This is a genomic window from Coprobacter fastidiosus, assembly GCF_030296935.1.
Taxonomy (GTDB): Bacteria; Bacteroidota; Bacteroidia; order Bacteroidales; family Coprobacteraceae; genus Coprobacter; species Coprobacter fastidiosus.
In genome coordinates this window covers 1,863,797-1,890,372 of sequence record NZ_AP028032.1, presented here as the reverse complement: position 1 = coordinate 1,890,372, position 26,576 = coordinate 1,863,797, and the positions used below count along the sequence as shown (strand labels likewise).

At 38.5% G+C, this 26,576-nt stretch carries 19 protein-coding genes; 10 read left to right on the top strand and 9 right to left on the bottom strand.

From position 1 onward, the window contains the following. Positions 1-201 precede the first annotated feature (201 nt). From QUE35_RS07455 to QUE35_RS07445, 3 genes are all read right to left on the bottom strand, one after another. Positions 202-1,014 (bottom strand): inositol monophosphatase family protein, encoded by an 813-nt coding sequence (locus tag QUE35_RS07455; RefSeq protein WP_022390101.1) that lies wholly within the window; start codon positions 1,012-1,014, stop codon positions 202-204. Positions 1,015-1,053: 39 nt separating this feature from the next. Next, a complete protein-coding gene (locus tag QUE35_RS07450; RefSeq protein WP_009317986.1) occupies positions 1,054-1,536 on the bottom strand; it encodes an Lrp/AsnC family transcriptional regulator in 483 nt (160 codons plus the stop codon). 194 nt (positions 1,537-1,730) lie between these two features. After that, positions 1,731-2,918, bottom strand: coding sequence for a M20 metallopeptidase family protein (locus tag QUE35_RS07445; RefSeq protein ID WP_022603106.1), 1,188 nt, complete (start codon positions 2,916-2,918; stop codon positions 1,731-1,733). Positions 2,919-3,130: 212 nt separating this feature from the next. Between QUE35_RS07445 and QUE35_RS07440 the strand changes: the two genes are divergently transcribed. Further along, complete coding sequence (locus tag QUE35_RS07440) at positions 3,131-4,003, top strand: metal ABC transporter solute-binding protein, Zn/Mn family (RefSeq protein ID WP_022603108.1); 873 nt, start codon at positions 3,131-3,133, stop codon at positions 4,001-4,003. After that, positions 3,990-4,667: a metal ABC transporter ATP-binding protein gene (locus tag QUE35_RS07435; protein ID WP_022603110.1), complete on the top strand. Its 678-nt coding sequence runs from the start codon at positions 3,990-3,992 to the stop codon at positions 4,665-4,667. The genes QUE35_RS07440 and QUE35_RS07435 overlap by 14 nt, the downstream gene beginning before the upstream one ends. On the opposite strand, the gene dprA is transcribed toward QUE35_RS07435, so the two are convergent. The 6 genes from dprA to yaaA form a co-directional block, all read right to left on the bottom strand. Then, complete coding sequence (dprA, locus tag QUE35_RS07430) at positions 4,662-5,768, bottom strand: DNA-processing protein DprA (RefSeq protein ID WP_022603112.1); 1,107 nt, start codon at positions 5,766-5,768, stop codon at positions 4,662-4,664. The genes QUE35_RS07435 and dprA overlap by 6 nt on opposite strands. 13 nt (positions 5,769-5,781) lie before the next feature. Further along, the gene (locus QUE35_RS07425) at positions 5,782-6,186 is read right to left on the bottom strand and encodes an acyl-CoA thioesterase (protein WP_022603114.1); all 405 of its coding nucleotides are present in this window, start codon (positions 6,184-6,186) and stop codon (positions 5,782-5,784) included. Positions 6,187-6,199: 13 nt separating this feature from the next. Further along, complete coding sequence (locus QUE35_RS07420) at positions 6,200-8,191, bottom strand: DUF4954 family protein (protein WP_022603116.1); 1,992 nt, start codon at positions 8,189-8,191, stop codon at positions 6,200-6,202. Positions 8,192-8,241: 50 nt separating this feature from the next. Further along, positions 8,242-9,465 carry a GTPase HflX gene (gene hflX / locus QUE35_RS07415; protein WP_022603118.1) on the bottom strand — a complete coding sequence of 408 codons (1,224 nt, stop codon included), beginning with the start codon at positions 9,463-9,465 and terminating at the stop codon, positions 8,242-8,244. Between the two features lie 100 nt (positions 9,466-9,565). Then, entirely contained in the window at positions 9,566-10,126 is a 561-nt protein-coding gene (locus QUE35_RS07410) for a sugar O-acetyltransferase (RefSeq protein WP_022603120.1), read from the bottom strand. 3 nt (positions 10,127-10,129) lie between these two features. Continuing rightward, a complete protein-coding gene (yaaA, locus tag QUE35_RS07405; RefSeq protein WP_022603122.1) occupies positions 10,130-10,894 on the bottom strand; it encodes a peroxide stress protein YaaA in 765 nt (254 codons plus the stop codon). 181 nt (positions 10,895-11,075) lie between these two features. Here yaaA and QUE35_RS07400 point away from each other — a divergent pair, with 181 nt between their 5' ends. The 8 genes from QUE35_RS07400 (at position 11,076) to QUE35_RS07365 (ending at position 26,558) form a co-directional block, all read left to right on the top strand. Further along, a complete protein-coding gene (locus tag QUE35_RS07400; RefSeq protein WP_022603124.1) occupies positions 11,076-15,152 on the top strand; it encodes a hybrid sensor histidine kinase/response regulator transcription factor in 4,077 nt (1,358 codons plus the stop codon). Between the two features lie 166 nt (positions 15,153-15,318). Further along, positions 15,319-16,155 (top strand): T9SS type A sorting domain-containing protein, encoded by an 837-nt coding sequence (locus tag QUE35_RS07395; RefSeq protein ID WP_022603126.1) that lies wholly within the window; start codon positions 15,319-15,321, stop codon positions 16,153-16,155. 32 nt (positions 16,156-16,187) lie between these two features. Continuing rightward, a complete protein-coding gene (locus QUE35_RS07390; protein ID WP_022603128.1) occupies positions 16,188-16,799 on the top strand; it encodes a hypothetical protein in 612 nt (203 codons plus the stop codon). A gap of 98 nt (positions 16,800-16,897) precedes the next feature. Beyond that, entirely contained in the window at positions 16,898-18,112 is a 1,215-nt protein-coding gene (locus QUE35_RS07385) for a glycoside hydrolase family 88 protein (RefSeq protein WP_022603130.1), read from the top strand. Positions 18,113-18,130: 18 nt separating this feature from the next. Further along, positions 18,131-21,322: a SusC/RagA family TonB-linked outer membrane protein gene (locus QUE35_RS07380; RefSeq protein ID WP_031258966.1), complete on the top strand. Its 3,192-nt coding sequence runs from the start codon at positions 18,131-18,133 to the stop codon at positions 21,320-21,322. A 20-nt stretch (positions 21,323-21,342) separates the two neighbouring features. Then, on the top strand, positions 21,343-22,932 hold the full coding sequence (locus QUE35_RS07375) for a RagB/SusD family nutrient uptake outer membrane protein (RefSeq protein ID WP_022603134.1): 1,590 nt from the start codon (positions 21,343-21,345) through the stop codon (positions 22,930-22,932). Further along, positions 22,932-23,903, top strand: a complete 972-nt coding sequence (locus QUE35_RS07370) for a DUF5017 domain-containing protein (protein WP_169721148.1) — start codon at positions 22,932-22,934, stop codon at positions 23,901-23,903. The genes QUE35_RS07375 and QUE35_RS07370 overlap by 1 nt, the downstream gene beginning before the upstream one ends. Before the next feature lie 12 nt (positions 23,904-23,915). Beyond that, complete coding sequence (locus tag QUE35_RS07365) at positions 23,916-26,558, top strand: polysaccharide lyase 8 family protein (RefSeq protein ID WP_022603138.1); 2,643 nt, start codon at positions 23,916-23,918, stop codon at positions 26,556-26,558. Positions 26,559-26,576 lie beyond the last annotated feature (18 nt).

Genomic DNA, 26,576 nt, shown 5'->3' with positions numbered 1-26,576 from the left:
TATGTGGTTTTTTGATATATGTAATGTATTGGAAACCCTTTTCTTTATTTCAGATTTTCAGTTGTTCTTGAAATAAAAAAACAGCTTTTGATAGAAGCTGTTTACAAAGTAAATCCCACAGGATTAACGATCGGATAAAATTGTACTTAAATTTGCATTAAGAATCATTCAACCTTATTTTAAGCCGATAATCTGTCATTTTTATCTGATATTTTCTTTTAGTAATAATGTAATGTCCGAATTTCCGGCAATGATTGAAATGCCTCTGTTATTCCGGAATGAAATTACTTTGCCTTGGGCTTCTTCTACCAGTAAAATGCCGGCGCAAACATCCCATAAATTCAGATTTAATTCCCAATAACCATCTAAATTTCCGGCTGCTACGCAACATAAATCATATGCAGCAGAGCCCATACGCCTGATCCCTCTTACTTTGGGTAAGATATGGACTATATTGGCTGAATTGTTATCCGGGTTAGTCCCATGATCGTATGGAAAACCTGTCGCAATGACAGATCGTGATAATTCTGTTTTATCGGAGACTTTTAATTTTTGTCCGTTTCTATAAGCCCCTTCACCTTTTATTGTAGTATAGAGTTCGTTTAAATAGGGAGCATAAACAACCCCGATAATTGTCTCTTTTTTATATTGCAGTCCTATCGATACACAAAAGATAGGTAATCCTTGGCTAAAATTCGTAGTTCCGTCTAAAGGGTCGATAACCCAACAATAATCACTGCCTTTTTCATGTATTCCGGTTTCTTCTCCTAACATATCGTGATCTGGATAATGAATGGTAAGCTGATCTTGGAAATATTGTTCACAGGCTTTGTCTGCGGCAGTTACTATGTCGAAAATATTCGATTTGGTTTTTATCGACAGTTGACTTTTCCTGAAATATGAAAGTTGAATTTCTCCCATCGTTTTAGCCCATTCTATTGCTTTTGCTTCTAGTTCTTTCCAATTGTTCATGGTGAAACATTGATTAAAAAAATCCGCTATGCCTTTTTCCATAGGTATAGCGGATTTATGTGATTTTTTATCGTTATTTAGTTAGTCTTCTGACTCATCTTCCAGATCTTCAATCGGTAATTGCCGTTTGAAGGCCTCTTTGAAAGAGATCAGCGATTCGGTTCTGGCTAAACCTAAAGGCTGTAATTTTGTGTGGATTATTTTTAACAGATGGCTATTGTTACGAGCATACAATTTGATAAACATATCATATTGTCCTGTCGTATAATGGCATTCTACGACTTCGGGGATTTGCTGGAGTTTTTCCAGAACTTCTTTGAATTGTCCGGGATTTTGAAGGTAAAGGCCTATATAAGCACATGTTTCGAACCCGATTTTGTTAGAGTCGATCGTGTATTCCGATCCTTTAATGATCCCCAAATTTGTCAATTTCTGTACCCGTTGATGAATTGCTGCTCCGGATACATTACATTCACGAGCTACTTCCAGAAACGGAATGCGGGCATTGGATGCGATTAGTTTTAAGATTTTATAATCTAAACTATCTAATTGGTGGTGTCCCATTTATATATGTACTTTAATTGATTTAAATGCAATTTTATACAAATGTATGGAAAATAGATTACATTTTCAAATAAAAATGAAAGAAAAACGAATTTATTTTTGAAAATCAATCTTATAATTTTCTTTTCATAATATTTTGATATTCTGATTATAACTAAATTCATTTTTATTTGTATCCGAAAAATGATATTTGTTTATGGTTTATTTAAAAAGCGGTATGCTAACCAGGATAATATTTTTACTCCGGTTTTTAAAGCTGCTTCATCAATTAGGAAATACGGAGTATGCTGGCCTTGACATTCAGGATTAGCAGAGCCTTTTATTCCCAATCTGAAAAATGTGGAGGGTATGGCATGTGAGTAAAATGCGAAATCTTCAGAGGTCATTCGTTTTTCTAACGGGATCACGTGTTCTTCTCCTAATAATTCTATTGCGTAGTTGCGAGCTTCTTTTGTAATGCTTGCGTCATTTATGAGTGCGGGATAACCGTCTTTCATGTCTATTTTGCAAGTACATCCGTAGCTTTCGGCTGTTTGTTTGATTGTTTGCAGAATGAGAGGTCTTAGTTTTTTTCTTTCGTCTTCCTCCATACACCTTAAAGTTCCGGATATTTGTACTTCCTGAGGAATGATGTTCGTCGCTCCGTCAGCAATGAAACGACCGATAGACAAAGTTGCCGGAATAAAGGGGTTTCGTCTGCGGCTAATGATTTGTTGTAAAGATATTACGACTTGAGCTGCCGCCAGTACGGTGTCGTTCAGCAAATGAGGCATTGCCCCGTGTCCTCCTTTTCCCTTTATTGTGATATGAATTTCATCTGCTGAGGCCATTACGCATCCTTCACCGAATGCTACTGTTCCACAAGGTATTTCGGTATGGGTATGTAGAGCCATCATACATTCCGGGCGGATATTGTCGAAAAGACCATCTCGGAGCATTAAACGTGCCCCACCCGGATGGCGTTCTTCTCCCGGTTGGAAGATGAGTAACAATGTTCCGCCGAATTCTTTTTTTAATTTGTTCATTACAAGTGCGCTACCTAATAAGCAAGCCGTATGGGCATCATGCCCGCAGGCGTGCATTACATGAGGGATCTTTGACCGATATTCGATTTGATTTTTTTCTTCTATCGGTAGAGCGTCCATATCTGCACGGAGTCCGATAATATGTGTGCCTTCTTTTTCTCCCTCTATTCTGGCCAAAATTCCATAGCCGCCTATTCGGCTGCTGTGAGGAATACCTTCTTTTTTTAATATTTCCTCAATAAAAAAAGATGTTTCTTTTTCTTGAAAAGAGAGCTCCGGATATTGGTGCAGATGTCGGTATATCGATATGACATCTTTTTCGATTTGGTCGCTGAGCCGGTTGATAATATTTTTCATATAAATATAAATGATTCACAAACTTACGTATTCTAATAATAAATAACGATATTTTTTCGTTATTCTTTTGTTGTTTTTAATAAGATACGATGTGTTAAAATCGTTAGTTTAAAATATTAAAGGCATCTGAATTTTAGATTTATTTAGCCTTTTGTCTTATATTTGTTTGAATTTTTGCATTTAGCAAAGATTTGTAACACAAAGGAAATAAAATGAAACTATTTCGTCCTATATGGATGGTTGCTCTTTTTTCTTGTTTTTTGCTTGTATGTTCTTGCATTCGTCAGCCAGAGCAAAAGAGGATAGTGACCGTAACCATACAGCCTCAAAAATATTTTGCGGAAAAAATTGCCGGAGACAGGTTTGATATTAATTGTATTGTGCCTAATGGCAGTAATCCGGAAGCTTATGATCCTTCTCCTTCCCATTTGGTTCGTGTAGGAAAAAGTGTTGCCTATCTGAAAATCGGTTATATCGGTTTTGAAGTGGCTTGGCTTGATAAATTGGCAAAGAACAATCCTGAAATGAAGATTTATGATACTTCTGAAGGTGTGTCATTGCTGACCGGTACTCATGAGTGTCATGAAGAACCGAATGCTTTGCACATGGAGAATATTGATCCTCATATATGGAGTTCTCCCAAAAGAGCCCGTATTATTGTAAAGAATATGTATGATGCATTTGTCGATATTGATTCTGACGGGAAGGAGTATTATACCCGAAATTATGAAAAACTTGTAGAGGAGATAAACCGGATAGATACGTTGTTGACTCATAAGCTTGCTCCTCATAAAGGGGAAATGTTTGCAATCTATCATCCGTCGCTTAGCTATTTGGCGCATGATTATGGTCTACGTCAACTAAGTGTAGAGTTGAACGGAAAAGGACCTTCGGCTTTCTATATGAAGAGGGCAGTTGATATAGCACGTGAAAATAATGTTCATATCGTATTTATTCAGAAAGAGTTTAATATTAAACAAGCTCTTACATTTGCAGAGGAGTTGAAAGGGACGGTTGTTCAGATCGATCCTTTGAATTATGAGTGGGGAGAAGAATTAATTCATATCGCAGATGCTTTTGATTAGGGATAAACGAATCGAGGTTGCCGGGGTTTCGTTGCAATATGATCGTACTCCGGTTCTTGAAAATATCGATCTTACCGTTTATGACAAGGATTTTTTGGCAATTACCGGTCCTAACGGGGGAGGAAAGACGACATTGTTGCGGATTATTCTTGGATTGCTGCCGCCTTTGTCGGGAACAGTTTCATTTTATCGAAACGGATTGGAAGTCCCGTATTTGAATATGGGATATTTACCACAAAAGAATGCAATAGATTCGCGTTTTCCTCTTACTGTTTCGGAAGTTATTTTTTCGGGTTTGATGGGAGAAAAGCGTTTTTTGAAACCGTTTACTCCAGAGCAGAGGTTGCGGGTAGAAGAGGCGTTGTCTCTTGTTGGGCTTGAGAGATTTGCGGAAAGACCTATCGGAAAACTTTCCGGAGGACAAATGCAGCGAGCCTTGCTTGCCAGAGCTCTTGTTTCACGTCCTGAAATTCTCTTGTTAGATGAACCGTCATCTTATGTCGATCAGGAATTTGAGGAACGGATGTATGAAATCTTTCGTGAAATAAATAAAACGACAACTGTTATTTTGGTATCGCATGAACTGAACAGAATGGAGGAGATGGCAACCCGTATAGTCAGGATTAATCGGTCTATTCGTGAGATAAATAACCGGGAATTATGATTTTCGGTATAACCCTCCGGGATATGGACGGACAAGACCTTTGAATTCGAGTTCGAGAAGAGTTGCCAATACTTGAGATGCAGGAAGGTTGCCGATAATTGTCAATTGATTTATATGGCATTCTCCTTTTTCCTCCAATATTTCCATCAATAATGTTTCGGTTTCGTTCAGCTCCGGAAAAAGAGATATTTGTTTCGGTTCTTTATCCGGAATGTCCCAACACATGGCATCGGCGATATCCCGAGCCGAAGTTACTAAGGCTGCCCGGTTGTTTCTTATTAATTGATTGCAGCCTTTAGAATATTCATTTTGTATGTTTCCGGGCAGAGCGAATACATCCCGATGATAGCTTTCTGCAATTCCGGCAGTAATTAAAGAACCACCCTTTTCTGCTGATTCTATAATCAGTGTTGCATCCGACATTCCGGCAACTATTCGGTTGCGGGCTACAAAATTCCCTTTATGTGTCGGATGTTGAGATGAATATTCAGTCAATAATCCTCCGCAAGAAAGCATTTCTGCAGCAGTCTTTCTATGTGTAGCCGGGTATAAAGTATTCATTCCGTGAGCTAAAATGCCAATAGTTTGAAGCTTATTATTTAGAGCTTCTCGATGTGCGCATATATCTATTCCGTAAGCTAACCCGCTTACTATTATTAGGTCAGGAAACCATCTGGACAATTCTTGTAAGAGGGTTTTACAAAAGTCTCGTCCGTAATTAGTCGCATGACGAGTACCTACAATACTTATTATTTTAGAGGAATTCAGGTTTGCTGTACCTCTATAATATAATAATATCGGAGCATCGATACACTCATTCAAACGGGCCGGATATTCAGGGTCGGAGAAGAATAGCGGGATAATATGATTTTTTTCAATAAAATCTATCTCTCTTTTGGCTGTTTCAAGGGCTGTTTTTATTGACTCGTCACTAAAGACAGGTGTTTGCAGTTTACATATATTCTGCAAGTTTTGCCCTTTTTCCTTAAATATCTCTGAAGCACTGCCTATTGTATCCAGTAATGTTTTTGCGAGTAACAAATTCATGCCCTTAATACGAGTCAATGCGATCTGATATATTGTTTCTTCGCACAGTGCCATAACAATAAAGAGGTTAAAGATATTCCTTGAATAGTTTTTCCAATTCTTCTCCCCGGCTGATACGTCCGTTTACGATACAGACAGTTTCCACTCTACTTTTGATACAGAGTTTGCCGTCTGATCGGCGAAAAATATCCTGATAAAAGACAAATTTAGCACCTTCTTTCCGTAAAAATAGCTTACAAATAAACCAGTCTTGACTTTTAAGTGAGGTTTTGTAGTCTATTTCTATACGGCAAACTACCGGTTCTATACCTTGTTCCCTCATATCGACAAAAGCTGTTCCCGTACTTTGCAGAAATTCATGCCGTGCATGTTCCAAATAGTGCTGGTAGTTTGCGTTGTTGACTATACCTTGCATGTCGCACTCGTAGTCACGCACTTTCATTTCCAATTCAAAACAATATTTCTTTTCCATTAAAAAGTTGATGCTAATTTATTAAATGGGCGATACGATCGATCAGTTCGTTCCCCAATTCTGTTTTTGCTTTAATATGTTCGTTTACGGTTTTTACAAAAGGATTATTCTCAAAAGCTCCTCTGACCTGTTCGAAATCGACATTTTTTTGTTGAGTGTTTCCGTCTATTCCGAATCCGGTTTTTGCAGTCATTGAGAATTCTTTTTTCGCATCGGCATATAACATCTCGTCGAGGCTTACAACGGCATCTTTCCATATATTGACGATTTCCGTAATATCTTGTGCCGTTATTTGGTCGATAGAACGGTGATACCATGATTGCATTACTTCATATGCCCATGCCCATTCTAAATCATAGTAGCGTTTATGCAGACTTATAAATGTTTGCTGTATCGGTTCGAGCGTTTTTATTTCTTCTGATTCTATTTGGTTGATGAGGCGGTCTATTTCCGATTTGGGAGCTATCAAGCCCGAAAGATCCAGCCAATCTCCTGTCCCTATGTTATTGTCGGGACGTAATCGCTCTCTTATTTCTTCATCGCTTTTGAACCGGATGTTTTCTAAACGTTTGATTATAGAGTTCCCTAAAAATTTGTTGATAGCTTTGGAGTATAAGTTAATACCCTTGACTAAAGATGTGTTTTTGATACAAGCGCTTTGATAGGAATACACTTCGGATGTTTCTCCCGAACTTTCCTGTAAATGGCGCAAAACGTCTATGGCTGTCAGCATTTTCTGTATCGTGTAGGGACTTAGTAGATTAAAATTCACCATGTCGAGGTGTTCCGGGTCTTTCCGATTATCTCGTTTCGGCCATTTTAGCGCATCCCGAATAGTTCCTACACTTTTCAGGTTTACTCCCGGTACGAGATATGATTCAGAACCTTTCTCGATAAGATAAGAAAAAGGAAGTTTAGACGTGTCCGGATGTCGCACATGCCGACCCATGACAAGAGAAAAAGCTCCTATTTTAGCAGGCCAAAGAACATAAGAATCACTTGTCGTTTTAGACCCTCTTTCTACGATGCCTTGGTGAATAGGTCCGAGTTTATACATATGGTTACTTTGGTTAGAACCGCTTCCTGCATTCAAGAAAGAAAACATGCCGGCGATTAAAAGACTCGATTTGTGCATCGATACGGTATAAGGCCCGGCGAAGATCGCGCAGGCTTCTCCGTTTTCTCCTTGACAATTACAGAAGAATAAAGAATCGTGTGCAGAGAAAAGGTGAGAAAGATGACAAGCTTGTCCGATAAAACAACGCATCATGACAACACCATCGCTGACATGTGCACCTGAACTGATAATGAAATCTTCTGCCATTACATTATGCCCGATCACGACGGGATCGTGTTCGTTACTGTTGATAGATCCGTTTTCCAGTCGTGAAGTTCCGTCGATGGTACAATAACTTCCGATACGGACATTTTTAATTGTTCCGGTATTTATGATAGTTACATGGTCTCCGATAGTTCCTGTTTCTGAGGCGTGATTTTCGGCATACGTGTCGATCATTTTTTTTAACTTCTCTATTAAGAGGGGGCGATGACGATATAAAGCTATGATATAAGCCAGATGAGCCGATAGTTTATCATAAATGGGAACTTCCCGTCCGCCTGTTTCGTTAAGTACAGAAACCTCTGTTCCGTTTCCGAATTTGCTTTTACCGTCAACTACCAGAATATTTACATTTTGGATGAAACTGTCATTCCCGATTCGGTAATTGGCGATATAATTAGGTACGTTTTCGATTAATACATCGTCTCCGATTTCGCAGTTATGTAAAGTCACGTGGCGCAATCCGGAATGTTTTTTTAATCCTCCATCTAACATGAACTCTTTTTTGAAAGCACCTAATTTTATTTGACCCGAAAAACGGGTATGACATATATGATCGGGAATAAAGTCCTTTGTTACGGATATTGCCGACCAATCATCTGCCATGCAGTTCTGCTGTTTTAATTGCTCGATTTCTGTAATCGTTAATCCTCTGTAAGCTCCCATTGTGTAGTGATGTATTAGTTGTATTTTAAAGTTTGCTCCTTTTTCAGAGCCTATATGTTTTCCTCTTCATCATATTTTTGAAAAAGGAAATCGTTATAGGGGAAACGGGTCACGTGTATCTCTTTAACACGTTCGTATAATAGTTTTTTTAGTTCTTCGATATTGTTTTTTTCTTTTGCCGATATGAAAATACAGTTTTCATTCATTCTGGCCATCCAAGTTTCTTTCAGCTCGTCTAACGAGATATTCTTTTTCGTTTTAGGCGATAGGTCATCCGGATCTTTTTCTACATACGAAAATGCATCGATTTTGTTGAATACGATTATCATCGGTTTATCGGAAGAATTGCAAACTTCGTGCAGCGTCTGATTCACGATTTCTATCTGTTCTTCGAAAGATGGATGGGAAATATCAACGACATGTACTAATAAGTCGGCATCCCGCACTTCGTCTAATGTAGATTTGAAAGATTCGACCAAATGAGTCGGAAGTTTCCGGATAAAACCTACTGTATCGGTCAACAAAAAAGGCAGATTGTCGATAATGACTTTTCGTACGGTCGTGTCTAAAGTCGCAAAAAGCTTGTTTTCAGCGAAAACTTCCGATTTACTGAGTAAGTTCATCAGAGTAGATTTCCCGACGTTTGTGTATCCGACCAGTGCGACACGCACCATCTTCCCTCTGTTTTTTCGCTGCATTTCTTTTTGCTTGTCTATTTGCTTCAGTTCTGCTTTCAACCGGGAAATTTTATCCAAAATGATTCGGCGGTCGGTTTCAATTTGGGTTTCACCCGGACCGCGCATTCCGATACCTCCTCGTTGTCGTTCCAAGTGAGTCCATAACCGGGTCAATCGGGGAAGAAGATATTGGTACTGTGCCAGTTCTACTTGACTTTTTGCATTGGCGGTTTGCGCTCTTTTTGCAAAAATATCGAGGATAAGACTGGTGCGGTCTAATATTTTTACTTGCAGTTCTTTTTCTATGTTTTTTAATTGCTTCGGAGAAAGATCATCGTCGAAAATAACGAGACCTATTTCGTTTTCTTCAACATAATCTTTGATTTCCTGTAATTTCCCGGCTCCGACAAATGTTACGGGATTTGGATATTCTAACCGTTGTAAAAATTTCTTGACCGGTTCTGCTCCCGCTGTTTCTGCCAAGAACGCTAACTCGTCCAGATACTCGTTTGCTTTTGTTTCGTTTTGAGTTTGGGTGATAATACCAACTAAGACCGTGCGTTCAGATTCTTGTTTAGTCAGGATAAATTCTTTCATTGACAATATTCTTATAATTATTGCAAATATAATGCAAATGGCTTATATTTTGTTCTTCTTGCAGTTATAAACTGTATATATCCTAATCTTATTGACAGAGTTACAAGTCGAGACGCTTTTTTACTGTTGCAGGGTTGCCTGCGGCAAAAGAGTCATCGGGAATATCTTTGACTACAACACTTCCTGCTCCGATAATGCACCGGTTACCGATCGTTACTCCCGGGCAAATTACGACACCTCCTCCGATCCAGCAATCATCTCCGATCGTGATCGCTTCTCCGTGTTCTACTCCGGTAGCTCGTGTTGTGTAGTCGTATGGATGAATCGGTGCATAGATCTGGACATTCGGACCTATCAGTATATTTTTACCTAAAGTGATGGGGGCAGTGTCTAAGATTGTGCATCCGTAATTGATGAAGCCGTTTTCTCCTCCATATATTAAAAAACCGAAATCACAAAGAAAGGGGGGCTGTATTCGCAATGTAGGATGCGCATTGGGTAGTAATTTACCTAATAGAGGGTTTTCTTCGAGACAATTGACAAAGGATTCTTTATTGTATTGTTCGACTAAAGCTAATGCTTGTTGATGCATTTGTTGTAATTCGGAGTCGTAAGGAGTGTATAATTCTCCCGCTAACATTTTTTCTTTTTCTGTTTTCATTCGTTATTCTTGAGTGAAGATAAAATTTGTTTTGTCTGAAAGATTCTTATTGAAAGAAAAACCTTCCCATGAAAAAGCTTTCAGGTCTTCAGGTTTTTCGATTTTATTTTTGATTATGAAACGTGTCATCGCACCGCGAGCCATTTTTGTGTAAATGACGACAGTCGTCTGTTTCCCGTTTTTCCAGACTTTAAATTGCGGAGTAATAATGGTAACGGAAGATTCTATTTTTTTCCAATCGAATAATTGTTTCATTTCGCTACTTGCCAGATTGAACAAAATATTCCCGTTTTTTCTTATTTCCGATAAAAGCGGTTGTGTTAGTCGGGATTTCCAGTATTCGAACATGGAGTCTGTTCCGGTTTCGGGTAATGAGACATTTCCTTCTAATCGATATGGTTTGATGCCATCTAACGGGCGTAATAATCCGTAACAAAAAGACGTGATTCGTAAATGTTCTTGTGCATATAAAAATTCTTCACGAGTAAAGTCCCCCGGATTGATATTTTTGAATACGATTCCCGTATATGCAAGCAGAGCCTGCAATGTCGGTGTCTCTTCGGAGTGGAAGAGTCTGTATCGTTCATAGTTTTCCATAGCCAATCGGGAAGTAGTATGTAACATCCTTTTTAGCTCATCGGGAGAATATTCGGTTAGTTGCAGGATAATATCCGAAGCCTCTTTTCCGAATTTCGGAGTAGTAAGAGCCGGAGCTTTTATTCCGGTCGTGTCACACATTGTTTTGGCACAAGATAGAAGTGTCATCATAATCGTGTCGGTAAAATGTTTATTCAGTAAATGTAAAAGAAAAAATCGTATTATGGAAAAACTTCTTTTGGTATGGTTAATATATTATTGTGTATTTTGTTGGATTACAATTTTTTTTATCTTTGTGAAAGTTGAATTCGTCATCAGTCGCTGATTAATACCATGTGCTTATAATAGGTCTATGAAAATCTCTCAAGTATATTTGATTTTTAGTGTATTCTTTATTATCGGTTTTGGAGAAGCTTATTCTATTTTAGACAAATCTCGGTATTTGTTTCATACGTTTCCTGTATCTATCAATACACATCAAGCTGTTACGTCTATAACGAGAGACCGTCAGGGGAAAATGTGGATAACAACAGAAGATGATGTTATGAGTTTTGATGGATATTCTTTTGTGTCGTTTATTCGTAAAGTGGATAAACCGGAGAATGCCGACCGGATGATGTTTAATCGTATTATCCCTGATTATTGCGGTAATTTGTATTTATCCAGTAGATATGGTGGTCTGTTTCGGATGTCTGCTGACCAGCTTTGTTTTAAGAATTTGTTTAAAGGAAATGTTGCATTCCCATGCGAATCTTCTGATCATAAAATTTGGCTATTATATAATGAGCAACCTTTCGTGTTTGATCCTGCAACTGGTGAACTAATGAAAGTTTCCGGTATGGAACGGGAAAAAGGCAGTTGCCTGTATGTTTTTAATAATGAATTTTGGGCAGGTGGTATTGCCGGTGGAATATTCCGCTTTGATACCGATTCCCAGAGGTTTGTCCCTTTTTCTCAATTGTTTGTTAAAGATATGATTCAGAGAATTGTGAGATATGGAGATTTTGTTTATGTTTTATCTGATCATAGTGGATTATTTAAATATGATATGTCGGGAGTATTGGTACAACATTATCCTTTATCTCATGATGGCAAAACTTCTGTTTATACGAAGGATATGAATATAGATAGTCAGAATGTGATGTGGATTGGAGTACAAAACGGTCTTTTTTTGCTGGATCTTCAAAGCGGAGATGACTTTTTTTTACAGAATGATCCACATCAGTTATATTCGTTACCCTATAACTCTGTTTGGACTATATATACTAATGAAGATGGAGAGGTTTGGACTGGCACATACGGAGGAGGACTGGCATATTTTAATTATTCCGATTCTCATTATCGTTTTTTCACCCAGACGACCGAAATACCGTTAAGTTATAATATTGTCAGTTGTTTTGCCGAAGATCAAGATCATAATATTTGGATTGGAACAGAGGGGGGCGGTCTGAATCGGTTGGACAGGGAATCAGGACGTATTACTTACTATAAACATAATAGTAGGTCGGATAGTCCGGGAAGTAATTTAATAAAAAAGTTGTACTATCATCCTATTTATGGAAAACTGTATGCCGGGTTATATAGGGGAGGGCTGAATGAAATAGATCCACATACGGGTAAGGCGTTTCGTTACCGATTGCCTGACCCTTCAAAATCTTCCCGAAATTTGGACGTTTATGATTTTGAAGTTCTTAACGATAGTATTGTCTTAGTGATAGATAAAGAGAGGGGAGTGTTTTCTTGCAATATACGGCTTGGAACGACCCGCCCGTTGTTTCCTGATGAGAAATTGAAATTTTATAGTTTATATAAGACAAGAGACGGATTATTATGGTTAGCGGGACAGCAAGGTATTGTCGTGATTAATCCTAATAATCAAAAGATCGTAAAGCGCTATGATAAGTATTCTGAAAAGGGCCGGTTAAGTGGTAATAATGTATATACAATTTGTCAGACTGTTACAGGAGATGTTTGGATCGGTACGCGGGGCGATGGGGTGACAGTTATCAGTCCTCGAGGGAATGTGACTTATTATAATCGAAAAAACGGACTTGATGCCGATATTGTATATAGTATATTAGAAGATGCAGAGTTTCATGACCTTTGGTTAACAACTGATAAAGGCATGTTTCATTATGTAACGTCTTCAAAAGAGTTTGTTCGGTTTGATCTGCCTGATGCATTTGTCTCCGGATCTTTTTATCCGAATGCCCAATATAAAACGGCTTTAGGAGATTTGTTATTCGGACATACAAATGGTTTTTTGTGGATTGAACCTTCTCGAATAAAAGTAAATCGGAATAAAGCTTCAGTATATTTTACGGGGTTATATATTAATAATGTTAAGGTAGAGCCGAAAGAAAAAAATTCACCGTTAAAACAAGATATCTCAGTAACCGACAAAATTGTGTTGGATGCTTCTGATACGAATATAGCTTTTAGTTTTGCATCGTCGAATTACCTTTATCCGTCCAGAAATCAGTTTGCATGTAGATTGAAAGGTTTCGATGACAATTGGAGGGTATTGGCTCCAGGGGAGTATAAGGCTTATTTTTCAGGATTATCTACCGGCCGGTATGTTTTTGAAGTGAAAGCCGCAAATAATAATGGGATATGGAATGATGCCGTTACTTCGGTAGTGGTGATCAAGAATCCACCTGTATGGTTTACCTGGTATGCATTTGTTGCTTATTTCTCAGTTTTGGTTTTTCTGTTTTATTGGTTATGGCGCAATTCATCTCGTTTCCGGTATTTACTTTTGCAGTTGTCGAAAGAACAGGAACAACGGATGCGGATAGAACAAACAACTGAGCAAAAAGTCTCTTTTTTCACGAATATATCTCATGAACTACGAGCGCCTTTGAGTGTGGTTAATGATTTGATTATACGTTTACGTCCCGGTTTGAGGGATAATAAAGAGTCTGAAGAGCTGTTGGGACAAATGCAATCCCAGGTTATAAGGGTAAATAATTTGCTTGATCAGTTGTTGGATATACAAACGATTGAGGGTAATTCTTTAATTATTAACTGTTTTAAGGGGGATTCTGTCACTTTTTTTCGAAAACTGTGTTCTAATTATGAGAATGTAGCGACAGGATATAATATTTCTATAATATTTAAGTCCGCTTTTGCTTCTGCAACTTTTTTGTTTGATCCGCTTATATGGGAAAAGATAATAGGTAATTTATTTATTAATTTGGTTCGTTATCTCCCTTCCGGAAATGATTTGACTTTTTCTTTGGAAGAGCCTGATACCCGGCATTTGGAGCAAAGCGGTTATTCTACGTTAGATAGCAAGAGAAAAATATCTTTAAGAATTTCAGGAAATGGAGTATTGTTATCTTTAGATGAAGCAAACGCTTTGTTTTATAGGTTCTATTCAGAAGCAGGAAATACTATTTCGGGGATAAATGCCGAATCTCGTTTAGGTTTGTCTTTGGTTAAAGAATTACTGGCATTATTGCAGGGGAATATATTTTATACTTATGTGGAGAGAAAGCTTGAATTCAATATCGTTTTTCCTGTAGAGTCCGCTCAAATGTCGTCCGTAAATTCAGAAGACTTCGATTTATCTTCTTATACTTTTTCTTATACGGCTCATTTATTGTCCGGGTTATGTCCCCAAATAAACAAGGAGGAATCGGAAACGATAGAAAAGAAAAAATATTCGATATTAATTGTCGAAAGGGATGCCGTATTAAGGAGTTATTTGACGGATATTTTGTCTTCGAAGTTTTCGGTTATTGCAGCGAAAGACGGGAAGGGAGCTTTAGAGATAGCTTTGCGGGAGAGGATTTCTGTGATACTTACAGAGATCATGATTCCTATAATCGATGGTTTTGAACTATGTAGGCAATTGAAATCCAATCCTACAACATCAAATATACCGATCATTATTTTATCCTCACGTTTATCTGAAAAAGACAAATGGAAGGGTATGGACTCTGGGGCGGACTTATATATAGAAAAGCCATTCGATTCAGCGTTATTGATTCGGCAGATACAGAATTTGATTCGAACTCTTGAAACCCAACGAATGATTTCAGGAAAAACATTGGTACCTGTGCCGACTCCCGTTTCGGTGGAATCTGCGGATAGTATTTTTTTGCAAAGAGCATTAGCGTTGATAGAGAAAAATATGGATGATCCGTCATATGATGTGGAAAATTTTGTTTTAGATATGGCAATGAGCCGTTCGTTGTTGTACAAAAAAATAAAACTGTTGACCAGACATTCTGTGAAAACGTTTATTTTAGAAATAAAGTTGAAACGAGCTGTACAGCTTTTGACCGATACGGATTTGAATATAAGTGAAATATCGGATCGAGTAGGCTTTACCGAATCTCGTTATTTCGGTACTTGTTTTAAAAAACGCTTTGGTATGACTCCGAGCGAGTTTATAAAGGAAAAGAGAAAAGCCGATAAATAACATCTGTTTATGTGCGGTATTTGTCCATAAAATGTTTAAAAAATGGTATAACTCCGTTTTTATACATCTTATAAATGTCTGTAAACCAATTCCTGTTTTTCGTACTTGATATTTGTATTGTCGGAATAGACCGATAAATAATATTAACCTTTAAATATTTTAGATTATGAAAAACAGATTACTGCTTCTTTCGGTTTTTTTATTAGCTGGAGTTATTTCTAAAGCCCAAAATTTAATTACGAATGGAGATTTTGAAAACTCGGATGGCTGGATAGTCGCTTCTCAAATGGTTAGAGGTGATGCCGCAATAGTAGATCATAGTCCTGATTTGCCGTTGGAAGATGGGGGAAGTAAGACTATGAGGCTTCATGGAAATTCAAATATTTTGACTACTGCCAAAACTTATTATAGAAGAGATGAAATAGCTGCTGCAGTAGAGAAACAGGTCTATACACTTACTTTCTGGGCAAAGGGAAAAAATGCAGAAATGGATATTTATCTTGCATTGGTAGGGAAAAATGCTGCAGGTGCGAATAAAGTTGATTTAGGAAATGGCGTGTTTACTATTCCGGCTGATGATGTATGGCGAAAATACACAAAAGTTTTAGATTACTCTTCCGGTAAAGTTATGGCCGGAACTGTAACTGATGTTTTAGAAGAAACGGAATGGGATTTTACTCAGCCTTTTACCTTTCGTATAGGTATTGCCGGTCCGCAAGATATGACGGGTAAAAATGCTTATGTTGCATTGGATAATGTGAGTATTGTTGCAGGAAATGCTTCCGGTATAAAATCTTATAGCGACAATTGTTCTGGTGAAATATATGGTAGTTCTTCGGGAATTGTCGTGAACGGTATTGAGGGGAAAGTCTCTTTTTATACAGCAACAGGAAGTTTGGTAAAATCGGCATATGTTGATGGTTCTTCTTCGGTATTTGATTTGCCACAGGGGGTGTATTTGGTGCAGATGAATGGGAATAAAGTGTATCGAGTTATACGTTAGGAAGGAGTCTTATAGTTTAAAATCTAAAAGTGATGAGAAATAAATTATTATTGATTGCTGTTTTGTTAGGGGGATTATCATCTCTTTGGGCACAAGAAAATAAGTTGATGAATGCCGGATTTGAAGAAGGTACGGTAAAAACCAAACGTGGAGGGGTTGAGAATGGAGAATGGTATAAAAATAATTTGCCGAATTCATCGATAATGCCTGTTGTAAATGTTGCGTATGAAGGAGATAAATCTCTACGATTTGTTTGTAATGATAGGATCGATACCCGTTATAAAAATTTTGTAGCTCAGAAAGGTCTTCAATTAAGTCGAAAAAAAATAAAGGTGTCGTTTTATGCTCGGTCAGCTAAACCTGTAATACTGAATGTCTCTTTTGTCGGTTTTGCAGAAGGTAAAGGAAATAAACCGATTGCCGGTCGTGGTGAAAATGTCAATATAACGGGTGATAATGATTGGCATTTATACACCGTAGAAGTGGATTTTGGATCAGGAAAAATCGTTTCGGATAAGAAATCTCATAGTTTAAATTTTGATGAGCCTTTTGAATTGAGAATTGCTGTCGATGGGGGACAAGATTTCAGTCGTGCGAAATCTGTTTTTTATATTGATAACATTTCTGTAAATGAAAAAGTGTAGGTGTTAATTTTTTATTATAAAACTACCGGCTTATTCTTGTCTCATCTGATATTTGAAAGCTCGGGGATAGGTCTGAGTCGGTTCTAAGATATACATATATGCAAATACTTGTTTTGAAAAAAATATGTGTTTTGATAGCTTCTTTGTTACTATTTGCGAATAATACAATTGCTCAAAAAAACAGTATGAGCAAAGTTATTGATGAAGCTTTCAAAAACGCAAGTTCTCAATATGCAGGATTAATAAACGAGATGTCTTCTACTCCGGGCCTTTTACCTCATTCTATTTTGCCGGACGGATCTTTACATCGGGTATCTCCGTCTTCTTGGGTGAGCGGTTTTTTCCCGGGATCTCTTTGGTATATTTATGAGTATACGGGAAACGTTACTGTTCGTAAAAATGCTGAGAAATTTACAACTTATCTGAAGACACAAAAAAATAATAATAAAACGCATGATATCGGTTTTATGCTTTATTGCAGCTATGGCAATAAATGGCGGTTATGCGGAAAGGATAAAGAAACAGAAGATGTCCTGTTGGCTGGAGCAAAGGCGTTAAGCTCTCGTTTTAATGTTCAAGTGGGTTGTACGCAATCTTGGGATACCGGTAAATGCGGTTGGAGTTTTCCGGTTATTATCGATAATATGATGAATTTGGAGTTATTGATGTGGGCATATAAAACAAGTGGTGATCCGGTATTTAAGAATATTGCCGTCAGGCATGCCGATACGACCTTAAAAAACCATTTTAGAAAAGATAACAGTTCATATCATGTTGTCTCTTATAATCCTAAAACCGGAGCAGTAGAGAAAAAAGAGACGCATCAGGGATATAGTAACGAAAGTGCATGGGCGAGGGGACAAGCCTGGGGGCTATACGGCTATACGATGATGTATAGGGAGACCGGAAATAAGTCTTATCTCGAAATGGCCCGCAAGATCGCATCTTTTATCATTCGTCATAAAAATTTGCCTAAAGATAAAATTCCTTATTGGGACTTTGATGCACCTAATATTCCTCATGCATATCGAGATGTTTCGGCAGGTGCTATAATATGTTCGGCCCTAATAGAATTGAGTGATTATGTAAAGGCAGATGAAGCTGATGAATATCTTGCTGTTGCCGAGACGCAATTGCGCGCTTTGGCTTCTCCGGCTTATACAGCCAAGCCGGGAACAAACAAATTCTTTATTCTGAAACATTCTGTCGGTTATTTGCCCGGGAATAGGGAAATAGATGTCCCTTTGAGCTATGCCGATTATTACTATCTCGAAGCTATGCTTCGTTTCAAAGATAGAGTATTAAAGAAATAACCTAATATATGTCAGGCCATGAAAATAAACGATTATTATTGTATCTATCTACTGTCATTATTACGAAAATGGCGGTTCGTATATATGTTTTTTCTTGTTTTGTTATCCTGTGTTTCTGTTTATGCTCAGCAAAACCGTAATATTTCGGGAAAAGTAATGGATGAGAAAGGGGAAATGCTGCCCGGTGTCAGTATTATGTTAAAGGGAACTTCCCGAGGAACGATGAGTGATGCGAATGGAGCTTTTTCTATTTCTGTGTCTTCTGATACTTCGGTTTTGATATTTTCGTTTGTCGGTTATGAATCTCAAGAAATCCCTGTGAAAAAAAATAAGCAGTTGCGGGTTATTATGACCGAAGATGTGCGTCAGTTGAATGAAGTCGTAGTAATGGGATATGGATCTTTTTCCCGGAAAGATGTGACCGGATCAGTTGCGAAAGTAGACATGGACGAGTTGTCAACCATTCCGGTATCTTCTTTTAGCGAGGCTTTGGAAGGTCGTGTTGCCGGTGTACAGATACAGGCCTCTGACGGGCAACCCGGAGAGACTCCCGGAATATTGATTCGTGGAAATAATTCCTTGACTCAAGATAATTCTCCGTTATATGTCGTAGACGGTTTCCCTATGGAAGATTTTGATGCGGCTTCGATAAGTAATGATGATATAGAATCCTTAAATATTTTGAAAGATGCTTCGGCTACGGCTATTTATGGAGCTCGGGCTGCTAATGGAGTTGTGGTCATAACGACAAAGAAAGGACGGAAAAGTCGCCCGATTATATCGTTCAGTGCATCGTTGGGATGGCAAGAAATCAGCAAACAGATGGAGATGATGTCTCCGTATGAGTTTGTTCGTTATAATCTCGAACTAAAGCCGGATATTACCGAGAGACGCTATTTGTCAGGATGCAATATGACTTTGGACGATTATAAAAATATGAAAGGGATAAATTGGCAAGATGAGATACAGAATGATTGTCCTTTGCTGATGACATATAACTTGAGTATAAGAGGCGGTAATGATCGTACGAAATATTCCGTTTCCGGTTCTACTTATAATCAGAATGGAGTTATTGATAATTCCGGATATGATCGATATACAGGACGAGTTTCTTTGGATCAACGAATAAATCGCTTTTTCTCTGCCGGATTAAATGCCGGATATACTGAAATGACAAAGTTCGGACAAAACCTGGCTACGGGTGATACTGAAAGCAATTCTACGACTTATTTGCTGTATCGTACGTGGGCATATAGGCCGGTAGGAACCGGAGGCAGCTTGGATATATTGGATGAAATTGTGGATGAGGATAACCTGTCGGCAACTGATGTACGGATCAATCCGGTACTCTCAAATGCGAATGAGTCGAGAAAGACCCGGTTAAAGGTCCTTACGACGAACGCTTATTTGGAAGCAAAACCACTTAGCGGATTGACTATTCGGATTACCGGTGCTTTAAATAAACGGATGCAACGGCGAGAGACCTTTAATAATTCGAAAACGACACAAGGAAGTCCTTTGAATAAATTGAATACAAGAGGCCAGTGGGGATCGGTTCTCAATGATGAACGTTCGGTGTGGAGTAATGAGAATACGGTAACTTATAATAAAACATTTTCTGGCGCTCATCATTTGAATGCAGTTGCCGGATTTTCGGTACAAGGAGGAAGGAACACGACTTACGGCTCGTCTGCAATTTTAGTGCCGAACGAAGAATTGGGAATCGATGGTTTAAGTGAGGGAACTCCTTACACGGTAACGTCGGATAATACGCATTATACTATGGCATCTTTTTTCGGACGTGTAAATTATAGTTTGTATTCGAGATATTTATTTACGTTTACATTCCGAGGTGACGGATCTTCTCGATTTGCACCCGGGAATCGGTGGGGATATTTTCCGTCAGGTGCATTTGCCTGGAATTTTTCAGAAGAACCGTTTATGAAAAGAGTCTCTTTTATTTCTACCGGTAAATTGAGAACAAGTTATGGAGAAACGGGCAATAACAGGGTTTCTGATTTTTCTTATTATCCTTCGATAGGATTGCCTATTGCGAGTTGTTACTCTTTCAATAACGGCACTCCAACACATGGCTTTATTCCTTCGGGTATTTCCAACTCCGAATTGAAGTGGGAAAGGACAGGTCAGTTCGATATTGGAGTAGATATCGGATTTTTTAGAGATAGAGTACAACTGACGGTCGATTGGTATCAAAAAATTACCCGGGATTTGTTACTATTGGCAGATCTTCCTTATACAATGGGTTTTGAATCGGCCTATGAAAATGTCGGAAAAATGAGAAACCGAGGATTGGAAATATCTTTGAAAACCGTAAATGTTAAAACTCGGAATTTCCGTTGGGAAAGTGATTTCAACATAAGTTTTAATCGTAATAAAATATTGTCTCTTACCGGAAATCAACGCAATCTGTATTCTTTTGTTCCTTTGAATACGAATTTTAATAATTCTCCGCTGTATGTTGCGCAGGTGGGGCAACCGACGGGAATGTTTTTCGGATATGTGTTTGATGGAATTTATCAAGAAGAAGATTTTGACCAGCCTTCACCGGGGAAATATATTCTTAAAGATAATGTCCCGACCAACGGAAATGAACGGTCGGTGATACAACCGGGTGATATCAAATATCGGGATTTAAACGGCGATGGAGTTGTCAATACTTATGATCAGACAATTATCGGTCGGGGGCAACCGTTGCATACCGGAGGTTTTAATAATACATTTACATATAAAGGCTTTTCATTGGGAATATTCTTAAGTTGGTCTTATGGTAACGATGTTTATAACGCCAATCGTCTTTTTCTCGAAGGGAATGCTCTGGTGGCTACAGATATAAATCAGTATAAAAGTTATGAAAACAGGTGGACTCCGGAAAATAGAAGCAATAAATATTTTCGGACAGGAGGACAAGGTCCTGCAGGGTATCATTCTTCTCGTGTTCTGGAAGATGGTTCTTATCTGCGGTTGCAGAATCTGACTTTCGGGTATAATTTCCCGCGGAAATGGTTGAAGAGGATATATCTCAGTTCTTTAAATTTGAGTTTTACAGCAAGAAACTTAGTGACATTTACGGGATATTCGGGGATGGATCCGTCTGTTTCTACAAGAAGCAGTATTTTGACACCTTCATTCGATTATTCGGCCTATCCTTCGGCTAAATCATTTATGTTCAGTTTGAAAACGACATTTTGAAACTTTAAATTTAGAATAGTATGAAATATAAATATTATATTCTTGTAGCCTGTCTTTCGGCTTTTTTATCATCATGTTCAGATTTTTTGGATACAGAGCCGGATGATTTTTTGTCGTTGACTTATTACGAAACGGAGGATCAGTTGGAATATGCATTAGCCGGTGTTTATGATATTTTGGGAAATACGGCTTTCTATGGTCAGCAGTATATCTGTCGTATGGGAAATGAGGCTGATGAAGGTTATTTTAACCGGGAAGAGGTAATGGAAGGTCCTCAAGTATATAATTTTTCTACTTCCGATAATATAGTACAAGGACTGTGGAAAATTTTGTATGATGGAATTAATCGAGCCAATCTTGTATTAGCGAGCCTTGAACAGAAACCTGCTGTCGATCCTTTATTGGCAGACCGGATAAAGGGCGAAACTCTTTTTTTGAGAGCATATTATTATTTTATTTTAGTAGAACATTGGGGCGATGTTCCTTTGATATTGTCTCCTGCTGTTGATCTCAAAAATAAAGAAGTCGGGAGAACTCCTTCGGAAAAGGTATATGAACAGATTATCGGAGATATGGATTTGGCTGAAGATTTGGTTCAGTCGGCTACGGAAGCAGGATTCGGCGGTCGGGTCACGAAATCTGCGGTACGAGGTATTTTAGCTCGGGTTTGTCTGCGTATGGCCGGTAATCCGTTAAATGATGAAAGTCGTTATGCCGAAGCTCGTTCGTGGGCAAAAAAAGTAATAGACGATACAGAATCAGGTCATCGTTTACATCCGGATTATAGTCAGGTATTCATCAATTATGCACAGGATAAATATGACATAAAAGAGAGTATTTGGGAAGTGGAGTTTTGGGGTAATGCCCAAAATTCTTATCGTGAGACGGGGCGTGTCGGAGCTTGGCTGGGTTTGCGTAGTGAGAGCGAGGAAATAGGGTTGGCCTATGGGCATATAAGTGCTACAGCATATCTTTACCGTTTATATGATACGGGTGATTTGCGAAGAGATTGGGCAATCGCACCTTATACATACGGTAAGGACGGCTCTCATATTCCGCGTCCGGAAGCCATAGGTTTTGATGCATGGAAACGTTATTGCGGTAAATGGCGTCGGGAATATGAGACTGTTTATCCGAGAGCGAATAATGCTACTTCACAAAACTTTCCGTTGTTGCGTTATTCCGATGTCTTATTAATGTTTGCTGAAGCTGATAATGCTGTAAATCATGGCCCTACTCAGGAGGCTTATAATGCTATAAATCTTGTGCGTCGCAGGGCTTTCAGGTTATTGGATGTAAACGGTAAAACCGATCTGACACAACCGGAATCCTGTGATTTATCAGGACTCAATGAGACATCTTTCCAAGAGGAAATTATGAATGAACGTTCTCGGGAGCTATGTTTTGAGGCATTGCGAAAACAAGATCTTATCCGATGGGGTAAGCTTGTCGAAAATATGAAAAATATAGAAAATTTGATCGATATGGAATATAGCGGGCAATTTTTTGTATTAGCTTTCCGGAATGTATCACAAAGGCATCTTTTGTTCCCTATTCCGGCACGAGAAATGATTTTAAATAAAAAGTTGACTCAAAATCCTCAATGGTAATGGAAAAAATAAGTATAAATCTAAAAGAGATATTTAGAGCCTCTGTATATATCGGTTCATTGTTTTGGGGGCTGATTGGGGTAACTGCTTGTGATCCTCAGATGGAATTGAGCGGTGATGTAGAAGATTTTAAGGTTACATTGCTTACGCCTAAAATAAAGGCCGGCGAACAGGCTGTATTTGAGTTTACCGGAGATCCTGATATTATTTCTGTATTTACCGGTGAAGTATATAGCGAATATTCTTGTCGAGAGCATCGAATATTGGAGAGTGGAGATTATAATCTGTCTTTCAGTACAGCGACTAAGTATGGAGTCCAGGAGAATCATTTTTCGATATTGATTTCATCAGACTTTAACGGAAACTATTCGGATATATCACATGTGAAAGCTGCTACATGGACTGATATAACCGATCGTTTTACGATAGCTACGGGTAATACGAACGGGACTTATGTCAATTCGGGAACTTTAAAGATGAATGAATTTATGGAAGAAGGTAAACCTGTATATATAGGATTACGCTATGTTAATCAGGCTACGGCGATAGCCGGGGCTTGTCGAACATGGTATGTTCGGGATTTCCAGTTATCGACGGAGACTAATTTATTCGGAGAACAAGTTATTGCTGATATGTCATCAGCAGGGTTTTCATTAGTTGATGCCGGAATTGGGGGAGCTTGTCGTTCGACAATTTTATCGGTTATAACATTGCTTGGACCGGCAGGTACTTCATCGCAGGAAGCAAGTGAGAATTGGATGATAACAAAACCTTTAGTTCGCCAATCGCAGATAGATTTAGGTCCGGATCGTCCTACACCGTTGAAAGGCATGACCGAGCAACGTTTGTCGGAGTATAAGTATATTTATAAAGAACCGGGTAAGTATAGAGTGACTTTTGTAGCAACTAATGCCAATGTCGACCGTTCTCAAACTGTTGTGAGAGAAGTAGAAATTGAAGTAGAACCTTAAAATCAGACTACTATGAGTATGAATACCATGATAAAAAAAGGTTTTTGTTTAGTATTTGCGTTCTGTTTACCGTTGCCTATATTGGCTTTGGATTTAAACGATTTACGTCTTAATTGGTATAATGAGTTGACCGGGTATCCCTATGATCCGGAAGTAATAGAAATTAAAAATAAAATTACCAGTTTGACTTCGGCCGGAAAAAAGCAGTGGGATGCGATGATTAAAGATTCCGGCAGATCTCGGTTATGGAACGATCTTTCATATGGCAGTTCTGCCGATATAACTGAATCGTATGATCGGTTGCAGAGCATGGCTCTGGCTTATAATTTGGACGGATCGGACTTGTATCGGAATGAGCAATTGAAATCGGACATTCTTTCGGCTTTGGAATGGATGTATATGAATCAGTATAACGAAAGTACCAATGATTCGGGACAAAATTGGTGGGATTATAAAATCGGAGCTCCTCTCAGGTTGAATAATGTCATTGTTTTGATGTATGATAATATGCCTCCCGATTTACGGAACAAGTATTTGCTTCCGGTATTTCATTTTTGTCCGGATGTAGGACATTACACAGGTGCTAATCTGGCGTGGATAGCGACGGTTATTGCTGTACGGGGCATTATTTCTGGTAATGAAACGGATGTTATTTATGCTCGTAATAGTCTGAATCCTTTGTTTGATTATGTAACTCAAGGTGACGGGTTTTATGAAGACGGTTCGTTTATACAGCACGAACGTCATCCGTACACAGGTGGTTACGGAACATCGTTGTTAGCTACTTTAACCGACTTGATGATATTATATCATGGTTCTTCTATCGATTTTTCTGAAGAGAATAGAAATGTGGTTTCCGAATGGATATGGAGAGCTTTTGAGCCTCTTGTATTTCGGGGAGGCATGATGTCTATGGTAAGAGGGCGGGAGATTGCCCGATCTGCTACTACAGACCATAAAAGGGGACGTTCATTGGTACAGATTCTGATGCGGTTGCGGTATTTACTTCCTGAAGAGAGTTCTTTGAGGATTGCTTCTTTGGTAAAAGACTGGTTGATTTCTGATAAAACTTTTTCGGATTATTATGCGTACATGAATTCTATTCGAGCGATTAAAGAAACAAAAGCGTTGATAGAAAATACCGATATTCCTGTACGGGAAGTTTACGAAGTTTATCGTCAATTTCCCTGTATGGACAGAGCAGTGCAGCATCGTCCGACGTATGCGGTAGGAATATCCATGTATTCTTCCCGTATATATAATTATGAGAATACCAATCGTGAGAATATCAGAGGATGGCATAATGCCGATGGTGCAGTTTATCTATATACTCCGGATCAGAACCATTATGAGGGAAATTTTTGGGCAACCGTAAATCCGTATCGTATATCAGGAACGACTGTGGCCGAAAATTCTACGGCAAAGGCTAAAACTTTGTCTGAAAAATCATGGGTAGGAGGAGTCGGTATTTCCGGAAAATATGGTTGTTCCGGCATGTTCTATGAATCGAAAGATCCGGTGGTGAGTGCTAAAAAATCATGGTTTATGTTTGATGATGAGCTGGTCGCATTAGGTGCCGGCATTACAAATAAAAGTCAGGTGAATGTGTGTACTTATATCGATCAGCGAAAATTGGTCTCGGATAACCGGAATGTTTTTACAGTAGACGGTGTAAAGCAAAATGCATTATTCGGATCGGATACAGCTCCGTTGAATTTGACCGGTGTTACTTGGGCGCATTTGTCCGGAAAGTATTCCGGAATGGAAGTCGGTTATTATTTTCCGGAATCTGTGGATTTGAAAGCAATACGGCAACAACAAACAGGATCATGGAGAGATATAAATGAAGGTGGTAGTACGGCGGTACAGAAAGATTATTATTTGACTTTATGGAAAGAGCATGGGAATTGTTCGGATGATACTGATTCGGATGAAAATCGTTATAGTTATGTATTGATCCCGTCGTGTACTACTTCTCAGTTAAAAAATTACTGTTCCGATCCTGATATAAAAATATTGAGCAATACGTCATCCGTACAAGCAGTAATGGAAAAAACATTGGGGATAGTAGGCGCGAATTTTTGGAATAATTCGACTTCTCAATATGTCGCTGTAGATGGTGTCCCTTTTTTATATTGTGATAAAAAGGCGTCGGTTATGGTACGTGAAGGAAAGAACGAGATTGAGGTTTCCGTGTCAGATCCGACAATGTTGAATACCGATGAAATTATGATAAGATTGGTCTCTTTGGCTGCCGGATCGATCATAAGAAAAGATGAGCGGGTAACTGTTCTTTCTTATGAACCTTTGGTTTTGAGTTTTAATGTAAAAGATTTATCGGGGAGAGGGTTGAATGCCGTTTTTCAAAAAAAAGAGCTTTCATCTGTCGAACGGATACAGACCGACACGGTTTCTTTTGACCTGAAGTATGTTTCTGAAAAAGGGGATATAAATCTTTCGGTATATTCTCCTAAAGAACAAAAAGCTCTATTTAGAGTTACGGATATGAACGGGAGATTATTTGTCGAGCGGGAACTGTCTCTTGTTTCCGGAATGGAAAATTATTATCTCCCTTCGAAGTTTTTCTCTTCAGGGTGTTATCTGCTTTCATTGATTTTATCGGACAGAGTTATCAGTAAAAAATTTATCCGATAGGGAAACTATAAACTATTA